Source organism: Flavobacterium sp. PS2 (assembly GCF_046250155.1).
Lineage (GTDB): Bacteria > Bacteroidota > Bacteroidia > Flavobacteriales > Flavobacteriaceae > Flavobacterium.
The window spans coordinates 4883363-4899302 of sequence record NZ_CP176426.1; the positions used below are offsets into that span (position 1 = coordinate 4883363).

Here is a 15940-nt window from a genome sequence, read left to right on the forward strand (position 1 = left end):
AATTAAAAGTTTCAAAACTATATGGACAGCAATCAGTTAATAGTAAATACCCTAGAAAGTTGGGGAATATCACTATATACCGGTGTTACTGGTGGTGGTGTTATTCATTTTCTTAAATACCTCAATCCTTATAAAAGGGATTCTTTTAATACAACAGAGTTTTTAACTTTTGGGGAGTATAGCGCAGGTTTTGTGCCGTTAGGTTATTACTTAAGTACAGGTAAGATAGCAGCAACTGTGGCAACCACAGGAGCAGCTACAAAGCTTATTAGTTGTGGCCTGAGCGATGCCAAATTACATGATATTCCAGCTGTATATATTATACCTGTTTCAGGGAATAGTACTGTAGGTTTTTCTCCTTTACAAGACTCCACACAATATGGTAGTAATATTGTGGAGCAATTAAAAGCCGAATTGCCAGATTCTGTTTTTATATTAAATAATCAAGCTACATTAAAAGAAACTTTAGTTCAGGCAAAAAAACAATTAGATCGTTTTAAACCAGTTGTTTTGGTTCTTGATAACGAAGGATTAAATATTATTTCTACTGAATGTAAATCTCCATATCCGAATCAGTCAAATGTTTTTAAGAATACAAACTTAGATAGTTTTATAACTAGTTTTAAGGAAACAATTAAAGGTAAACGATTAGTTCTTCTTGTGGGCGAAGAGATGACACGTTATCCAGATGCGATACATTATACATCTGAGTTAAGTAAACTTTTATGCCCAGCAGTTATTTGGAGCATTAATGGCGCAAATGCTGTAAATCGTGATAATCCTTATGGTTACGGATATGTATCGTTCGGAGGAAATGATAAAGCCTTATCATTAATAAATGCTCTGGATGAAAATGATGTTTTAATGATACTTGGTGCATGCCCAGACGAATACACAGTTAATTTTAATAAATTCCCAGTTGCTCATACCTTTTTTATTGGCAATATTCCCGATGCATACGGACTGGTTGATAATAGTTTAGAACATATTATAGAAAGTAAATATGATCATGTTTATGCTCCTTTAGATTTAGTAATTCAAAAAATAATTGATGCAGCCCATTTATTGCCTTTCGAGAACCTCCCATTTGAGTCTGCTCCAAAAGACTTAAATAATTTGCCATTTGCTCTTGCCCGTGATAACTATGTAGATATGGTTACTTTATATCAAAAGCTTGATAATTGGTGGCCTGCACGCTCTATAGGGATTGATGATGTTTGTCAAGCCTATAAAGACCGTCAATATGTAACCCAACGTCCTAATAATAATATTCAATTTTATTCACTTTATCGAGGCTCGGCTATGGGTGGTGCATTTGGTGTTGCAGTAGGAGCAAAACTGGCAAGTCCTGATCGCTCTGTTTTTTTATTTACGGGTGATGGCTGCTTTCGTCTATTCTCTGGTAGCATGGGAGAAGTTCACGATCTTGGTTTGGTTTTATTTTTATTAAATAATGAAACATTAGGAATTGTCGAACAAGGATTGGGCAAAATTATGCCAGATGTTGATAATGAGCGTTATCATGCCCGATTAAAATCTCTTGATTATTGTAGTATTGCGAGGGCATGTGGCTGGAATGCCGAAATATTAAATACCGATTTATCTAATCTAGATGATCTGTTAGATAGTATGATGATAAAAAATAAACCTCCTCAATCTTTGCTTATAGAAATTACTGTCGATTCGCTGCAATTGTTAGGAAGTAATCCCCGTCTTAAGAACCTATAAAACAAAATATTATGTCTTTAAAAAACGAACACATTCTGCTGAAACAAATTGATGATTGTTTCTTGGCTCTAAATGGAAAAAAACTTCCATCTCCGCCCAATATTTCCGACCGTTACCAATGGTTACATGAAAATGCGCCTTATAGTATATTGGCTCAAAATGCCAATACTAATTCTTATTTTATTTATGCTAATAAATATGCTTTGTCTTGTTTTAAATACTCGAATGAGGAAATTCTAGCGATACCATCTAGTTTTAGTGCTGCAATTGAGAATAGATACGAACGCAAATTATTATTTGATAAAGTCGCACAAGAGGGGATTGTATATAATTATAGGGGAGATCGAGTCGATAAGTACGAGAATAGTTTTACCATTCATGATACTATAGTTTGGCAATTACAAAATACAAATGGCGATGTATGGGGACAAGGAGCGTTATTTTGGCGAGATGAAAAACTACGACCAGATTGGTATTTTGATCTTTAATTAAAAAATATCAGTATAAAACTATACCAGTTTGTTGTTATAAAAAGTAAAATTAACTTAAAGCCATTTTAAAGAAATGGTTTTTTTTATGTTTTTATTTCTGATGCTTTTTAAGAAATTATAGCTGTGTTTATGGGAGTTAAAGAAGATATATACTAAAAAAATAGTATAGAATATTATTTTGATAAAGTTGTAATTTTAGAGAATTTTATTTTTATATTCTCAAAACCAGTAGGGACTAGTAGGATTGTTTTGTGTAAGTATTTATTTTTGGTTTTCTATTAATTGTAAATAATTTAATGAAATTAGTTTTTCTTTATCTTATGAGTTTCTTTTAATTGAATTTTATAAGAATTTTAAAAGTTTAAATAAATTAACCCATCAACCATATTAATTAGTAAATAATAATGAATGATATTTTAATCCAAAATACGACCCATTTTTTTAAAGAAAAATTTGGTAACCAACCACAAAAAGTAGTCCTCTCTCCAGGAAGAATTAATATTATAGGTGAACATATAGATTATAATGATGGTTATGTTTTGCCAGCAGCTATAGATAAAATTATTTGTTTTGCTTTTGAGAAGAGTAATTCAAAAAAATCAAAAATTTATGCAATAGATTTAAATGACGAATTTGAAGTTGATTTAACAAAAGAGATTCAGTTAAGTAATGTTGTATGGACAAATTATATTCTTGGAGTTATAAAACAACTTCAGGATAATGGTTTTTCTTTTGAAGGATTTAATTGCGTTTTTAGCAGTAATATTCCCGTTGGTTCAGGTTTATCATCTTCGGCAGCATTAGAGTGTGGGATGATTTTTGGAATTGCTGCACTTTTTAATCTTACTATTAATAAAGTAGATATTGCCTTATTAGGACAAAAGGCCGAACATTGGGTGGGGATTAATTGCGGTATAATGGATCAGTTTTCTAGCGTACATGGGCAAGAAAATAAAGTAATCAAATTAGATTGCAAAACGTTGGAATTTGAATATCACGATGCTAATTTTAGTGATTATGTTTTGGTTTTATTTGATAGTAATGTAAAACATTCTTTATTTACATCTGAATATAATACGCGTCGTAAAGAATGTGGGGAAGGTTTGTCGATAATTAAAAATCATTTTACTGAAATAAAAAGTTTTAGAGATTGTACAGAAGATCAGTTATTAAGTATTCAGGATAAAATGAATGCAACAGTTTTTAAAAGAGTACACTATGTTGTAAAAGAAATTAATCGTGTTGCACAGGCTTGTAACGCTCTTGATAAAGGCAACATTGAGCTTTTAGGACAATTGCTTTTTGATACTCATGATGGTTTGTCTAATGAATATGAAGTGAGTTGTCCAGAACTAGATATGCTTGTTGCTACTGCAAAAGATGATGATTCTATAATAGGTTCTCGATTGATGGGAGGCGGTTTTGGAGGCTGCACCATTAATTTAATTAAAAAAGGAGAAGAAAATGAAGTAAAAAATAAGTTTTCGTCCCTTTATTTAGATATATTTGGGATTGAATTAAAATTTTACGACGTAAAAATAGCAAATGGAACATCACTTTACAACTTATAAAATTAAATGAGAAATTTTAATATTAGCGAAGACCCACACAGACGTTATAATCCATTACTTAACGAATGGGTTTTAGTTTCACCTCATAGAGCAAAACGCCCGTGGCAAGGACAAAATGAGTTAGTTATTACCGAACCTTTACCTAAATATGACCCAACTTGCTATTTGTGTCCAGATAATGTAAGGGCAAACGGAATGAATAATCCTAAATACGATGGAAGCTTTGTTTTCGAAAATGATTTTGCTGCCATGAAACAGGATGAAATCATTTATGAAGAAGATATTAAATACACTTTTTTTCTGGCTAAACCAGAAAGAGGAATCTCAAGAGTAGTTTGTTTTTCGCCAAGACATGACCTTACATTACCAGAAATGGAAGTAAAGGATATTGAAAATATTGTAAAAACATGGCAAAAAGAATATACAGATTTAGGTGCAATTAAATATATAAATCACGTTCAGATTTTTGAAAACAAAGGAAGCGTTATGGGTTGTAGCAATCCGCATCCTCATGGACAAATTTGGGCACAATCGTCGTTGCCAACTCAGGTTGAAAAAACACAAAATAGTTTAAAAAATTATTTTGATAAATATAAGGCTACTCTTTTGCAAGATTACCTTCAAGCTGAATTAAAAAAGGATGAACGTATCGTTATAGAAAATGATCACTTTGTAGCTTTGGTTCCGTTTTGGGCAATATGGCCTTATGAAACGATGATTATAAGCAAAAGACATTTTGGAAGAATAACTGATTTTACCGAAGAAGAAGCAACTGCTTTCGCTAAAATTTTAAAACAGTTGACAACAAAATACGATAATCTTTTTAAGACATCTTTTCCATACTCATCAGGAATCCATCAGGCTCCAACAGATGGTAATGCACATCCGGAATGGCATTTCCATATGCATTTTTATCCACCTTTATTGCGATCAGCATCGGTTAAGAAATTTATGGTAGGTTACGAAATGTTAGGTGAGTCCCAAAGAGATATTACTCCAGAGAAAAGTGCTGCAACTTTAAGAGAGCAGTCGGATATACATTATAAACTAGAATCATAAATTTTAAAGTTGTTTTTTTTGTCTTATTATATGTTTTTAAAAACGTTTTGAGGCAGAATTACTTCTAGAATAAGGAGATATTTGCTTTAGATTTTTCATTTGTCTTACTCCATGAGACAAGTAATTTTTTAAATAAGTTCTTTTCAAGATTAAGGAAGCTTCGGCTTCCTTATTTTTTTTAGAATACTTATTAGTTAATCCAACGTTGCCAGCTTGTTTATTTCAATTTTACAGGGCGTAATGTGGTTAGAACTTCTTCTACTTTATTAATTGCAAAATCAATATCATCTTGGGTTGTGTATTTTCCTATTGAAAAACGTATTGTCGATTGAGCCGTTTCATTATCTATTCCCATAGCTTTTAAGACATGACTTGTATTTCTGAAGTCGTATTATTTTAGCATTTATATGAAACTCAAATTCCTTTATTACATCCTTTTTGTCTAATATTCTTTTTTTAAAATATTTAAGGAGTTTGTTTGACAGATTATTTCTGTTAAAATTATAAAGTAACAAAGAAATGTCTTAATCTGTTTATTTAAAGGCTTTTGTTGTTTATAGGGGATAGTGATTTATAAAGACATTTGCATGTTTTTATTAGATAAAAAATCAGATCATTTTATATGGAAACTTAAGCGACAGAGAATTAAGATGATTAATTATTTAGAGCAAATTAAAAATAAAAACAAGTTCTTATTTAAAACTTAAAATAAAATTTAAAACAAAAAAATTATGGCATTATTAAGTAAAAAAGCAATGAATTTCGCTTATGGTATGGGAGCAGCAGTAGTAATTATTGGAGCTTTATTCAAAATTACTCATTTTGAAATCGGACCGTTAACAGGAACCTTGATGCTTTCAATCGGATTAGTAACTGAAGCATTAATCTTTGCTCTTTCTGCTTTTGAACCTGTAGAAAAGGAATTGGATTGGACTATTGTATATCCAGAATTAGGAGATGGTAAAGCTAGAAAGGAAACAAAAATGGCTAAAGTGGAGACTCCAACTGAAGCACAAGGGCTATTGTCTCAAAAATTAGATATTATGCTTAAAGAAGCTAAAATTGACGGTGAGTTAATGTCAAGCTTAGGAAACAGTATTAAGAATTTTGAATCTGCTGCTAAAGGAATTGCTCCAACTGTTGATTCAATTGCTTCTACTAAAAAATACAGTGATGAGTTATCTATTGCGGCTTCTCAAATGGAATCATTAAACAGTCTATATAAAGTTCAATTACAAAGTGCTTCAAGAAATGCAGAAGCTAATAAAGAAATCGCTGAAAACGCAACTAAACTAAAAGAGCAAATGCAATCTATGACTGCAAATATTGCTTCTTTAAACAATGTATATGGCGGTATGCTTTCGGCTATGGGTAACAAAGGATAATTAGTTAAAAAGCAATTATTATTAATACGAACTAATTATTTAGAAAATATGGCAGGAGGAAAATTAACCCCTAGACAGAAGATGATAAACCTTATGTATCTGGTTTTTATCGCAATGTTAGCAATGAATATGTCAAAAGAAGTATTGTCTGCTTTTGGCTTAATGAATGAGAAATTTGAAAGTGCCAATGCATCTTCAAATATGAGCAATGCACAAAAGTTAGCTTCATTAGATACCAAAGCAGAAGAGGCAAAAGGAGAATTTGCTCTGGCGGCTCAAACAGCTCATAAAGTGGAAGCTATATCTAAAGATTTTTACAATTATATAAATACATTAAAGACAGATGTTGTAAAAGGATTTGATAAAGATGCAGCAACAGGAAAATTACCTTATGAGGATATGGAGAAAGGTGATAATACTGATAATTGGTTTGTTGGAGAAGGGTATACTGCAAAAGGAAACGAGATTGTTGCAAAAATTAATAAGTACAAAGCTGATATGAAAGCGGTACTAAGTGACAAAAAATACAAAGCAATTGTAGCTGAGATTGATAGCAAATTTGATACATCAGACGTTAAAAATAAAGAAGGTTTAAAAGATAAATTTTTATCGTACCATTTTAAAAATTTCCCTGTAGTTGCATCGGTTGCAAAATTATCTGCTTGGCAAAGTGATGTTCAAAAAACGGAATCAGATGTTTACAGTGCAGCTTTAGGAGAGGCAGCAATGACGACTAACTCTTATAACAATTATAAAGCAATTGTAGTTCTTGATAAAAATGCTTACTTTCAGGGAGAAACGGTTACAGGTAAAGTTGTTTTAGGTCGTTATGACGAAAATACAATACCAACTTCATTCTCTGGTCCAGGAAAAATTGTAAACGGACAAGCTGTTATTTCTATGACTGCTGGTGGAGTAGGAGAACAAAGTATTAACGGGCAATTTACTTTCTTAGAAGATGGAAAAACTATTCCACTTAAATTTGAAGGAAAATATGTTGTAGTACCTAAGCCAAATTCAGCTACAATATCTGCAGATAAAATGAATGTAGTTTACAGAGGTGTTGTTAATCCAATATCCGTATCATTTGCAGGTGTTGCAGATAATAAAGTTGTAGCAAGTGCTCCAGGATTATCTTCTGCTGGTAGACCAGGAAAATATAATATGAGTCCGGGTACAGGCACAGAAACTACAATTACTGTTACAGGTACATTACCAAACGGTTCTACAGTTTCTGATAAGAGAACTTTTAGAATTAAAGGTATTCCTGCCCCAGTTGGAACTATTAGAGGAGAAATGGGTATTGTAAAAGGGCCTAAATCGAATCTGGAAGTAGTTACAATTGGAGCTAAATTGGTAGACTTTGATTTTGAAGTAGGATTAGATGTTGTTGGATTTAATTTTAAAATCCCGGGACAAGCTACAGTTGTAGTTTCTGGTGATAAATTAAATGCGCAATGTAAAGCTGCATTATCTAAAGCAGGTAGAGGAGATCAAGCTACGATTTCGGAAATTAAAACTAGACTTGTTGGAGGAGGAAACTATCAAGTATCCAGAACCGCTCCAGTAATTTTTGAAATACAATAAATAAAGTATTTACTTTTTTAAAATAGATTTAAACCTGTTCATTTAATTGAGCAGGTTTTTTTTGCTAAAGTTGTAATGTTATAAGGCTTCATCCCATTTACCGCTATCTTTTGCAATATCAATTAGCTTTTGTCCGTGTTCGGTCATTAAGCCCTGTTCTATCAGTCGTTCTGCTCGTTCTCTATTGGGTTTACTCCATTTGCTTTTTTTGGGGTTTCGGGGAGAGAATGTCAAATAAAAACTTTCGGAATCCCGTTTTTTGCATAAACTATCTATCCAACCATAACATAATGCTTCTTCGGTTGCATCATTAAGATTAACACTTTGTGTAGTGCTTTTTTTGTGGTATAAAATTAACCAAACAGATTTTTCGACTTGACTATTTTCTTTCAGCCAATTTCGCCATTCAGCTCTTGTAATAGCATAGATTGCTAGTTTTCCATCTTTAGTTTCCATAAGTTTCCATAATTTATGATTTCTATTAACAAAGTTAAGATGATCTTATGACAGCAGTATGTTAGCAGTTTGTATGAATTATCATATTGGTATATTGTAATATATTGCTGTTATCGTATAATTTCGATTAATTTTTTTAACCTATTTTTACTTAAATAGTATTAATAATCAATTTGTTTACTTGTAAAATTAAAATTTTAAACTTGAAATAAGTTGGAAACCATTTAAATTATAAAATATGAAAATAGGATTAATAGGATTTGGAAAAACAGGAAAGTCAGTTGCTTCAGTATTACTTGAAAATAAAAATTTTTGTTTAGAATGGGTATTAAGACAAAGTACAGTTTTAGAACATCGATCAGTACCAGAGTTTTTTGGTGTTCCTTCAGATGAACCAGGATTAATATATTCTAGTTCCAAAACAACAATTAAAGAGCTTTTAGACAAACATCCTGTCGATATTATAATTGATTTTTCTTCAAGTTTAGGAATTCATACTTATGGTGAAGCTGCTGCCCAAAGAGGCATTAAAATTATATCGGCGATATCTCATTATAAAGATAAAGAATTAAAATTTTTAAAAGAATTAGCGATTAAAACAACGGTGTTTTGGTCTCCAAATATTACTCTTGGAGTTAACTATTTGTTATTTGCAGCTAAATTTTTGAAGAAAATTGCACCTTGGGTTGATATTGAGGTCAATGAAGAACATTTTAAGTTAAAAGAAGGAACATCAGGTACTGCTATAAAAATTGCAGAAGCTCTAGATGTCGAGAAAGAAAGTATAAATTCAGTTAGGGCAGGAGGTATCGTTGGAAAACATGAAGTAATATTCGGGTTTCCTTACCAAACAGTTCGACTTATTCACGAATCGATTTCGAGGGAAGCATTTGGAACTGGAGTTATTTTTGTTGCCGAAAACATAGAAAATAAAGGTATCGGATTGTATAATTTTGAGGATATTTTAGCGCCTTATTTTCAACTTGATAAATAGGTTTAAAGAATAATTGTAAAGGTTTTAACCTGTGTGGATTAACCGCAAAGGGCGCAAAGGGCTACGCAAAGTTTCTCCCCAATATTGTGGTTGTATTGTGATTTTTAACAGAAAGATAAACTGCAAGGGACACGAAGGACTACGCAAAGTACACAAAGGCTTATATAAGGTTTGCAAAAACTCAGTACCTCAGAACCTTTGTCCCTTTGCACCTCTTAAACTCTGAACCTTAAAAACTTAGTAACTCAAAAATCTTTCCATCGCCATAAATGTAGGCATGCAAATGTTCTGTACGGGCTCCATGGTTTCGAGAGACGAATAATGTCTTCATTAAATTTTTTCTTATCGGTTTTATCGAGATTAAACAAGATTGCCATTTTGTTACGAATAATTAAATCATCGGCCGAAAAAACATCTTCGCGTCCTAAGGCAAACATAAGTAAGTTTTGGGCTGACCATTTGCCTATACCTTTAATAGAAGTTACCAAATCGATAATTTCCTGATCGGTCATTTCGATAAATTTGTTGTATTCTAATCCAAAATCGACATCAAATTGTGCTACATTTTTTATATAGCTAACTTTGGGTTTTGATAAACCTATAGCTTGCAATGTTTCATCTGGAGTTTCAAGAATTTGAGAAGAATTAGGCTCTAGTCCGTCGTATATATCCAGAAAACGTTTTAAAAAAACATCACCAACTTTGGCAGATAATTGCTGATTAATAATTGATGTATATAAAAACTGAGCAAGATTAGTGTTTGTTTTAAGTTCACGATGTTCTGCATTTTCAAGAATTTTTTGGAATGCAGAATCTTTCGAAAGATGTGATATATAGGGATGTGACATTGTTGAGGTATTAGATTTAGAAAATAAGAAATATTAGGTACCAACCTTATCGACAGGTCTAAAACGTAATGCGCTCCAAGTATCGTTTATAGAAATAGCTGTTACTGTTTTTAATCCAAATTCTTTACCTGTAACATGAATCGTATCTCTATTTATGTCAGTTTTAATTTTAGAAGTTCCTTTTGGGTACGCAAACCATAAGACACTATCAGATTCTACGTTTTCTAAATCATTTTTAAGGTAATTTAAAAACTCTTCATTATTATTGATGAAAATTAGCGTGTTTGTACTTTTTATTTTTTTATCAAAAGTAGTTTTCATACCAAGCTGAATAAACTCATCTTCTATTACTTTTGGAGCATTAATAACTGTTCCTTTATCCTTAAATTTTAGTTTCTTGATAACATCTAGCATTATTTATAAATTACTTGGTTTGTTTAATGCTAATATAAGTGTTTTTTTCAAAGGTTCAAAGGCGCAAAGGCGCAAAGGTTCTGAGGTTCAAAGGTTCTGAGGTACTAAGAGACTAAGAAATTGTGACTGAAAACAGAGACTGAAAACCGAAACTGAGACTGAATACTTTTTCTGGCATAGATCACTTTTCGATTGTACGAAGTGCCTTTTTTATTATATAAACAGTTTCTTTTGTGGGACTTATGTTTTTCCAATTTTCGCAAATAGCAATTACAAATTCTGGTTTGGTTTTGCTCGCATCATTTAGCCAGTTGCCAACACTATCTTGTACGTATTTTGATTTATCCGATTTTAGAGGTTCCAAAATGATTAATCCCAAATCAGGGTTTTGCTTTAATTCTTCGATGTGTTCACACCAAACTCCTCTTGGTCTTGTGGCTTCGCTAGCAAATCGTCTTACGTTTTCGTCTGAGTGTTTTGTCCATTTAGCTAGGATTCCCAAACTTTCGGTTAGATTCTGGGCAATTGTTTGTCTTACGGCTAACCAGCAAATCTCTCTAACGCCAAAATGTTTATCGGCAGAAAAAAACTGAATCTGTTCTAACATTTCTTCAATTGATAGCTCGGTATTTTTTCCAATTGTATAAGTTGCCCAACATCTAATTAAATCCGATTTATGCTTTGATAGTATTGAAAATAGTTCAGTATCATCTTCTGATTTTGCTAATTTAAAAAGACTTGTTCCAATGGCTTCATTAATAGTATTGACAGTTTGTTTCTTTAACGCATCAATTGTAGTATTGATTGGCTCTAAATACCTTAAACGATTATTCTGATCAAGAAAGTTCTTAAGGAGTAGTTTTTGATCAATTGCGAGCCATTCGACTAAATTAGCGGTTTCGATTTCTCCTTTATTTAATTTCTCTAAAATATCTTTGGGTATGTCTTTTGTTGAGCGTGAGCCTTTTCGTTTTATATCTGTCATACTGATTTTATCTATTGTTTAAATAAACATGCATTTGCGCGGTTTCTCATTTGCTTTGCTAAAATGTTTATTAATTTTACAAAGGTTTAAAAGAAAGTTCATATGTGCAATAACGCATATTATTGTCACATAGGGGTAAAAAAGTCACTATTATGAAAACAAAGGAAAGAAGCATAGAAAACAAAATTTGTCCATTGGAAGTAGCAGTTAATTCTATCAGTGGTAAATGGAAAATTCCGATTGTTTGGCAAATTAATGAAGGTAAAAAGCGCCCAAGTGAATTTTTGCGTGGAATTGCCAAGGTCGATAGAAGAGTTTTGAATCAACAGTTAAAAGAAATGGAACAAGATGGTATCTTAACTAAAGTTTCATTTAATGAGCTTCCGCCAAGAGTAGAGTATTCGCTCACTGAACTAGGGGTGAAGTTGGTGGATATTCTGTGGATGTTAAACGATTGGGGTAAATTAATGATTCCTGAAGAAGAGTTTCATATTGAGTAAACGTGTTCCAAATTTTAAAATGAAACATTTCTTGATGCAAAAAGTACTAGGCTTTAAAAAAGTAGATTTAATTTTAAGCATAGTTAAATTCGAGAATAAATTTAATATAAACGACTATTCATTTTGGTTTTTTATGTTTTGTTTATATCATTTTATTAATATTAAAAAGAATCGCATTTTATTGCTTTCAAATGAACAATTTGATAAAATCGCTCATGGCAAAAATAAAGGACTCCATACACAAAAGACAACTATATCATTTCTCATTTGATACCATCGATTGCGAAAATGATTTTACAGATTATGCTGAGGCCAAAGAATATTTACTATGCGTATTGGTTAATACCAAAGTTTTGGATATTCTGGCAATTAATGAGCGGTCTTTTATTCTTGAATTTGATAATGAGCAACCTAAATTGTTTGCTTATCTAAAAACTAATTTAGAAAAGTATTTTTACTTTACAGTTTCTCAAATACCAATAAGTGATAAAAATAGCCCTACGATTCACATCAATAGGGATATTATGCTGGCGATACACCAAAAAATGCTACTGAAAAGCTTAAAATGTTCTACTAGTATTTTACGCAAAATCTCTATTTACTAGCTTGCAAGTAGTGTTTTTAATTAAACCAAAGGTCTTTTTGTTACAAAATAAGCTATTTCTTCGTCATCTCTTATTATGTTATCTAATCGCTCAAATCCTACTTTCAGTAATACATTTTGGGATCCGCTATTGTTAAGATCTGTTATAGCAACTACCTCATTTATATCAGTATTTGTAAAGCAATATTGGGTTAAACCTTTACATACTTCAGTAGCAATTCCTTTTCCCCAGTATTCTTTACTAAGTACATATCCTATTTCTATTTGATTGGTGTTGTGTACAAAAACACGCGCAACACACATACCTATAAAATTATTATTTGTAGTATCAAAAATTGCCCATCGGCTTAGGTTGCCTTTCTCATAATTTTCAAGAAGTTCACTAAACATTTCCTCATATCTCTCAGGGGAAACTTGAGGTAAATATTGGGTCACTTCGTCGTCTTTAAACAGATCTAAAAACGTTTGTTGCTCTTCTGACAAGAACTCACGAATAATTATTCTAGGAGTTTGATATAAATTTGACATATTATTTTTTTGTATGTATCAAAAGTAAAAAAAACATATTATTTAGATGGATGAAATGTTAATATAATTGTTTGTTCTAGCTTTATTTTTACTTTTTCAGCAACATTCGAGCTATCTTTATTCGATAAAATTAAAATACATATATTCGCAAACTTCAATAAAGAAAGACAGTATTATATTTATGAATTATAGATTTTTAGTGTATTGCTTTTTATTTATAATTGGTGCTATTGCCTATTATAAGTTAAACAAATGGTCATTAGAAGGCAGAGATGGAAATAAAAATCCTGATTTGTATTCAAAACCACAAACAAACCTTCAAAATTTTAATAGTTGGGTAATTATTATAGGTTTTGTAATAGGCGCAATAGTATGTTTATTTAAGTCAATTAATTAAAATTAAAAATGGGTATAGAAGAAATAGTTAGGCTAATAATTCCTTTAATCAGTATTGTTATGGGATTTGCAATTAAGAACTCAAAGAATGAGAGTTATACTTCGATGAAAAAATACTGGTGGTTTTTTGTTGTCATAGGAATGCTTTTATTCTCGTACCGATTGTACAAGTTTTTATATCATTAATATAAAAACAAATATAGATTTAAAGACCAAAAGATTATCGTCTAAAAGATGGATTTGATCTGTAATTATCCTCTTTACTCTGTATGCAACAAGTGTGTTTTTGATGCTTATGGAAATAAAAATCAGGAAGTACTACCAAAATAATGTCTATATTTATTGTAAGATTAGTTCTCAAATAAATAAGTAGTCATAATTATATCGAATGTTTTATATAAAGTCTTAGTTTAGATAAACATAGGTAATTATGCTATTTTTTAATTTCTAATCAAAATCGTTATTACTAATAAATTAGCACCTTGGTCTTTATGAAATTTTTAAAATCACCTTTAGTTGTTTTCTGCTTTTTGTTTTCTTTTACACATAGCATTGCGCAAGATTTAAAACCCGGATTTGATAAGGCAGAATATCGTGAGTTAGTTTATATTGCCACTCGATCGACAGAATCTCCAGAGAAAGCAAAGGATATTCCGCTGCCAGAACATTCAAAATTGGTGTATCAAAGCAAATCAATAGGGCTGGATAATCAGTGGGAGTTATGGCTTAAAGATGGTAAAACTGCTGTATTGTGTACAAGGGGAACTACCGAAAAAGGAGAAAGTTGGCTTGCAAATCTTTATGCGGCAATGACTCCGGCAAAGGGAGAATTAAAAATTTCTAATACGGATACTTTTAAATATGAATTATCTACTAATAAAGATGCAGCTGTTCATACAGGATATCTTTTAAGTACTGCTTTTCTTTCTAAAGAAATGCTCCCAAAGATAGATTCTTGTTACAAACAAGGGATTAAGAATTTCATAATCATGGGACATAGCCAAGGCGGAGGAATTAGCTATTTGCTTACAGCACATTTTTATAATTTACAAAGCAAAGGTATTATACCAGCCGATATTCGTTTTAAAACCTATTGTAGTGCAGCTCCTAAACCCGGTAATTTATATTTTGCTTATGATTATGAGCGTAAAACTCAAAACGGTTGGGCATATAATGTTGTAAGTGCTGCAGATTGGGTTCCTCAAACACCATTTTCTGTAGAAATGCCTGAAGATTTACCTATAGTAAGTCCAATTGCCTTGGTAGAAGAAACCATTAAGAAGCAAAACTTCTTTAAAAGAATGCTTTTAAACATGGTTTATGATAAAGCAACGAGTCCATCACGCAAAACGGTAAAAACGTATCAAAAGTTGTTAGGTAAAGAAATGGCTAAGAGGGTAAAAGAGTTTTTGCCTGAGTTTGTACCACCACCTTTTTATAACAGTAATAATTATGTGCGTACAAGTACTACTATTGTACTTTATCCTAAACAAGATGATGCGGTGTATTATGAAAAATTCCCAAATAATAGTAAGGATTTAATGATTCATCATTCTTTTCCGCCTTACTTATACCTTCTGGATCAGTTGGAATAGAGTATTTGGTCTTATCTTATTATAAAAATAACTTTTATAGGTGTTAAAATTATGATTTAACAGCATTGATTTATCATAAATGTTTTTAGTTCAGGCAAATAATTGTAATTTTGAGCTGTAAAATTTTCTATGAAAAAAGACTTCAATATATTATTAGCAGATGACCATAGTGTAGTACGGCACGGAATTTCTTTGTTATTAAAAGAAGCTTTCCGAAGTATTAACATTACTCATGCAGATAGTTTTGAAGAAGTTATAAGCAAACTACGCCAGAAACAAGACTTGATTTTTTTAGATATTAACCTTCCTGGAGGGAATAGTACCAAAATGGTTGAAAAAATTAAGCAAAATCACCCTAATTTATTGATCTTGATGTTTTCTGCTTATGATGAAACGCAATATGCTTTGCGTTATATTCATGCTGGTGCCAATGGTTTTTTAAATAAAGACAGCAGTGACGAGGAAATTATTAAAGCTGTTCGCTCTGTTATAGAAACCGGAAAATATATTAGTGATGTTGTAAAAGAGAAAATTCTTCAAAACGCCCTAAATAAAACACCAATAAATCCATTAGAAATCCTTTCGGATAGAGAGATTGAAGTTGCCGAACTTCTTGTTAATGGAGAAGGGAATCTCGAAATATCGAATAAGTTGAATATCCAGATGACAACAGTAAGTACTTTTAAAAATAGAATCTTTGAAAAACTAGGGATCAACAATGTTGTTAGACTAGTCGAAATTTTAAAAATCTATAAAAACTAGACAAAAATCTAGTCTTTCTTATAACTCATAAACTAGA

At 31.5% G+C, this 15940-nt stretch carries 19 protein-coding genes; 13 read left to right on the top strand and 6 right to left on the bottom strand.

Going from position 1 to position 15940, the window contains the following annotated elements; translation table 11 throughout:
• Positions 1 to 21: 21 nt before the first annotated feature.
• The 4 genes from ACJ6WR_RS21165 (at position 22) to ACJ6WR_RS21180 (ending at position 4849) form a co-directional block, all read left to right on the top strand.
• On the top strand, positions 22 to 1728 hold the full coding sequence (locus ACJ6WR_RS21165) for a thiamine pyrophosphate-dependent enzyme (RefSeq protein ID WP_409416413.1): 1707 nt from the start codon (positions 22 to 24) through the stop codon (positions 1726 to 1728).
• A gap of 11 nt (positions 1729 to 1739) precedes the next feature.
• Positions 1740 to 2216: an MEKHLA domain-containing protein gene (locus ACJ6WR_RS21170; protein WP_409416414.1), complete on the top strand. Its 477-nt coding sequence runs from the start codon at positions 1740 to 1742 to the stop codon at positions 2214 to 2216.
• Between the two features lie 407 nt (positions 2217 to 2623).
• On the top strand, positions 2624 to 3790 hold the full coding sequence (galK, locus tag ACJ6WR_RS21175; RefSeq protein WP_409416415.1) for a galactokinase: 1167 nt from the start codon (positions 2624 to 2626) through the stop codon (positions 3788 to 3790).
• A 6-nt stretch (positions 3791 to 3796) separates the two neighbouring features.
• Positions 3797 to 4849 carry a UDP-glucose--hexose-1-phosphate uridylyltransferase gene (locus ACJ6WR_RS21180; protein ID WP_409416416.1) on the top strand — a complete coding sequence of 351 codons (1053 nt, stop codon included), beginning with the start codon at positions 3797 to 3799 and terminating at the stop codon, positions 4847 to 4849.
• A 217-nt stretch (positions 4850 to 5066) separates the two neighbouring features.
• On the opposite strand, the gene ACJ6WR_RS21185 is transcribed toward ACJ6WR_RS21180, so the two are convergent.
• Entirely contained in the window at positions 5067 to 5204 is a 138-nt protein-coding gene (locus tag ACJ6WR_RS21185; protein WP_409416417.1) for a hypothetical protein, read from the bottom strand.
• Positions 5205 to 5580: 376 nt separating this feature from the next.
• On the opposite strand from ACJ6WR_RS21185, the gene gldL reads away from it, so the two are divergent.
• On the top strand, positions 5581 to 6234 hold the full coding sequence (gene gldL / locus ACJ6WR_RS21190; protein WP_039115604.1) for a gliding motility protein GldL: 654 nt from the start codon (positions 5581 to 5583) through the stop codon (positions 6232 to 6234).
• 48 nt (positions 6235 to 6282) lie between these two features.
• Positions 6283 to 7821, top strand: coding sequence for a gliding motility protein GldM (gene gldM / locus ACJ6WR_RS21195; protein ID WP_039115602.1), 1539 nt, complete (start codon positions 6283 to 6285; stop codon positions 7819 to 7821).
• A 78-nt stretch (positions 7822 to 7899) separates the two neighbouring features.
• On the opposite strand, the gene ACJ6WR_RS21200 is transcribed toward gldM, so the two are convergent.
• On the bottom strand, positions 7900 to 8277 hold the full coding sequence (locus tag ACJ6WR_RS21200; protein ID WP_039115601.1) for a YdeI family protein: 378 nt from the start codon (positions 8275 to 8277) through the stop codon (positions 7900 to 7902).
• A gap of 238 nt (positions 8278 to 8515) precedes the next feature.
• Between ACJ6WR_RS21200 and ACJ6WR_RS21205 the strand changes: the two genes are divergently transcribed.
• A complete protein-coding gene (locus ACJ6WR_RS21205; RefSeq protein WP_039115599.1) occupies positions 8516 to 9271 on the top strand; it encodes a 4-hydroxy-tetrahydrodipicolinate reductase in 756 nt (251 codons plus the stop codon).
• Positions 9272 to 9516: 245 nt separating this feature from the next.
• Here ACJ6WR_RS21205 and ACJ6WR_RS21210 read toward each other — a convergent pair whose 3' ends face one another.
• The 3 genes from ACJ6WR_RS21210 to ACJ6WR_RS21220 all read right to left on the bottom strand — a co-directional run bounded on the left by ACJ6WR_RS21210 (position 9517) and on the right by ACJ6WR_RS21220 (position 11518).
• A complete protein-coding gene (locus tag ACJ6WR_RS21210; RefSeq protein ID WP_039115598.1) occupies positions 9517 to 10119 on the bottom strand; it encodes a DNA-3-methyladenine glycosylase family protein in 603 nt (200 codons plus the stop codon).
• Between the two features lie 33 nt (positions 10120 to 10152).
• On the bottom strand, positions 10153 to 10533 hold the full coding sequence (locus ACJ6WR_RS21215) for a hypothetical protein (RefSeq protein WP_039115596.1): 381 nt from the start codon (positions 10531 to 10533) through the stop codon (positions 10153 to 10155).
• A 181-nt stretch (positions 10534 to 10714) separates the two neighbouring features.
• Positions 10715 to 11518 carry a DNA alkylation repair protein gene (locus tag ACJ6WR_RS21220; RefSeq protein WP_039115595.1) on the bottom strand — a complete coding sequence of 268 codons (804 nt, stop codon included), beginning with the start codon at positions 11516 to 11518 and terminating at the stop codon, positions 10715 to 10717.
• Positions 11519 to 11670: 152 nt separating this feature from the next.
• Here ACJ6WR_RS21220 and ACJ6WR_RS21225 point away from each other — a divergent pair, with 152 nt between their 5' ends.
• Both ACJ6WR_RS21225 and ACJ6WR_RS21230 read left to right on the top strand, forming a co-directional pair.
• Positions 11671 to 12018, top strand: a complete 348-nt coding sequence (locus ACJ6WR_RS21225; protein WP_039115593.1) for a winged helix-turn-helix transcriptional regulator — start codon at positions 11671 to 11673, stop codon at positions 12016 to 12018.
• 215 nt (positions 12019 to 12233) lie between these two features.
• The gene (locus tag ACJ6WR_RS21230; RefSeq protein WP_039115592.1) at positions 12234 to 12623 is read left to right on the top strand and encodes a hypothetical protein; all 390 of its coding nucleotides are present in this window, start codon (positions 12234 to 12236) and stop codon (positions 12621 to 12623) included.
• 20 nt (positions 12624 to 12643) lie between these two features.
• On the opposite strand, the gene ACJ6WR_RS21235 is transcribed toward ACJ6WR_RS21230, so the two are convergent.
• Positions 12644 to 13150, bottom strand: a complete 507-nt coding sequence (locus tag ACJ6WR_RS21235) for a GNAT family N-acetyltransferase (RefSeq protein ID WP_039115591.1) — start codon at positions 13148 to 13150, stop codon at positions 12644 to 12646.
• 181 nt (positions 13151 to 13331) lie between these two features.
• On the opposite strand from ACJ6WR_RS21235, the gene ACJ6WR_RS21240 reads away from it, so the two are divergent.
• The 4 genes from ACJ6WR_RS21240 (at position 13332) to ACJ6WR_RS21255 (ending at position 15903) form a co-directional block, all read left to right on the top strand.
• Positions 13332 to 13547 carry a hypothetical protein gene (locus ACJ6WR_RS21240; protein WP_039115590.1) on the top strand — a complete coding sequence of 72 codons (216 nt, stop codon included), beginning with the start codon at positions 13332 to 13334 and terminating at the stop codon, positions 13545 to 13547.
• A gap of 8 nt (positions 13548 to 13555) precedes the next feature.
• Entirely contained in the window at positions 13556 to 13732 is a 177-nt protein-coding gene (locus tag ACJ6WR_RS21245; RefSeq protein WP_165572124.1) for a hypothetical protein, read from the top strand.
• 305 nt (positions 13733 to 14037) lie between these two features.
• Positions 14038 to 15141, top strand: a complete 1104-nt coding sequence (locus ACJ6WR_RS21250; RefSeq protein ID WP_409416418.1) for a lipase family protein — start codon at positions 14038 to 14040, stop codon at positions 15139 to 15141.
• Positions 15142 to 15270: 129 nt separating this feature from the next.
• A complete protein-coding gene (locus ACJ6WR_RS21255) occupies positions 15271 to 15903 on the top strand; it encodes a response regulator transcription factor (RefSeq protein ID WP_086895904.1) in 633 nt (210 codons plus the stop codon).
• Positions 15904 to 15940: the final 37 nt, after the last annotated feature.

Coding starts and splice junctions, on each gene's coding strand:
- ACJ6WR_RS21165 (WP_409416413.1), top strand. CDS start 22: ATGGACAGCAATCAGTTAATAGTAAATACCCTAGAAAGTTGGGGAATA.
- ACJ6WR_RS21170 (WP_409416414.1), top strand. CDS start 1,740: ATGTCTTTAAAAAACGAACACATTCTGCTGAAACAAATTGATGATTGT.
- galK (WP_409416415.1), top strand. CDS start 2,624: ATGAATGATATTTTAATCCAAAATACGACCCATTTTTTTAAAGAAAAA.
- ACJ6WR_RS21180 (WP_409416416.1), top strand. CDS start 3,797: ATGAGAAATTTTAATATTAGCGAAGACCCACACAGACGTTATAATCCA.
- ACJ6WR_RS21185 (WP_409416417.1), bottom strand. CDS start 5,204: ATGGGAATAGATAATGAAACGGCTCAATCGACAATACGTTTTTCAATA.
- gldL (WP_039115604.1), top strand. CDS start 5,581: ATGGCATTATTAAGTAAAAAAGCAATGAATTTCGCTTATGGTATGGGA.
- gldM (WP_039115602.1), top strand. CDS start 6,283: ATGGCAGGAGGAAAATTAACCCCTAGACAGAAGATGATAAACCTTATG.
- ACJ6WR_RS21200 (WP_039115601.1), bottom strand. CDS start 8,277: ATGGAAACTAAAGATGGAAAACTAGCAATCTATGCTATTACAAGAGCT.
- ACJ6WR_RS21205 (WP_039115599.1), top strand. CDS start 8,516: ATGAAAATAGGATTAATAGGATTTGGAAAAACAGGAAAGTCAGTTGCT.
- ACJ6WR_RS21210 (WP_039115598.1), bottom strand. CDS start 10,119: ATGTCACATCCCTATATATCACATCTTTCGAAAGATTCTGCATTCCAA.
- ACJ6WR_RS21215 (WP_039115596.1), bottom strand. CDS start 10,533: ATGCTAGATGTTATCAAGAAACTAAAATTTAAGGATAAAGGAACAGTT.
- ACJ6WR_RS21220 (WP_039115595.1), bottom strand. CDS start 11,518: ATGACAGATATAAAACGAAAAGGCTCACGCTCAACAAAAGACATACCC.
- ACJ6WR_RS21225 (WP_039115593.1), top strand. CDS start 11,671: ATGAAAACAAAGGAAAGAAGCATAGAAAACAAAATTTGTCCATTGGAA.
- ACJ6WR_RS21230 (WP_039115592.1), top strand. CDS start 12,234: ATGGCAAAAATAAAGGACTCCATACACAAAAGACAACTATATCATTTC.
- ACJ6WR_RS21235 (WP_039115591.1), bottom strand. CDS start 13,150: ATGTCAAATTTATATCAAACTCCTAGAATAATTATTCGTGAGTTCTTG.
- ACJ6WR_RS21240 (WP_039115590.1), top strand. CDS start 13,332: ATGAATTATAGATTTTTAGTGTATTGCTTTTTATTTATAATTGGTGCT.
- ACJ6WR_RS21245 (WP_165572124.1), top strand. CDS start 13,556: ATGGGTATAGAAGAAATAGTTAGGCTAATAATTCCTTTAATCAGTATT.
- ACJ6WR_RS21250 (WP_409416418.1), top strand. CDS start 14,038: ATGAAATTTTTAAAATCACCTTTAGTTGTTTTCTGCTTTTTGTTTTCT.
- ACJ6WR_RS21255 (WP_086895904.1), top strand. CDS start 15,271: ATGAAAAAAGACTTCAATATATTATTAGCAGATGACCATAGTGTAGTA.